The organism is Mesorhizobium sp. M00.F.Ca.ET.216.01.1.1 (assembly GCF_004010325.2).
Taxonomy (GTDB): domain Bacteria; phylum Pseudomonadota; class Alphaproteobacteria; order Rhizobiales; family Rhizobiaceae; genus Mesorhizobium.
In genome coordinates this window covers 1-292 of record NZ_SADR02000498.1, presented here as the reverse complement: position 1 = coordinate 292, position 292 = coordinate 1, and the positions used below count along the sequence as shown (strand labels likewise).

Genomic DNA, 292 nt, shown 5'->3' with positions numbered 1-292 from the left:
AAGACGCTGGCCGAGGGCGTCGGCGAGCCGATCCGCGCCGCGCAGATCTTCGACTTCTTTGCCGGCGAGACGCTGCGCCTGTCGGGCGAGATGGTGCCGAGCGTGCGGCCGGGCGTCGGCGTCGAGATGACCCGCGAAGGCGTCGGCGTCGTCGGCATCATCACGCCGTGGAACACGCCATTCATGCTGTCGACATGGAAGATCGCGCCGGCACTGGCCGCCGGCTGCACGGTGGTTCATAAGCCCGCTGAGTTCTCGCCGCTGACGGCGCGGCTGCTGGTCGAGATCGCCG

1 protein-coding gene is annotated in these 292 nt (G+C 69.5%); it reads left to right on the top strand.

Annotation, left to right across the window (positions count from 1 at the left end; translation table 11 throughout):
* Window positions 1–292, top strand: a 292-nt coding sequence (locus tag EN859_RS38555; protein ID WP_189502582.1) for an aldehyde dehydrogenase family protein, incomplete at both ends; no start/stop codon positions are given.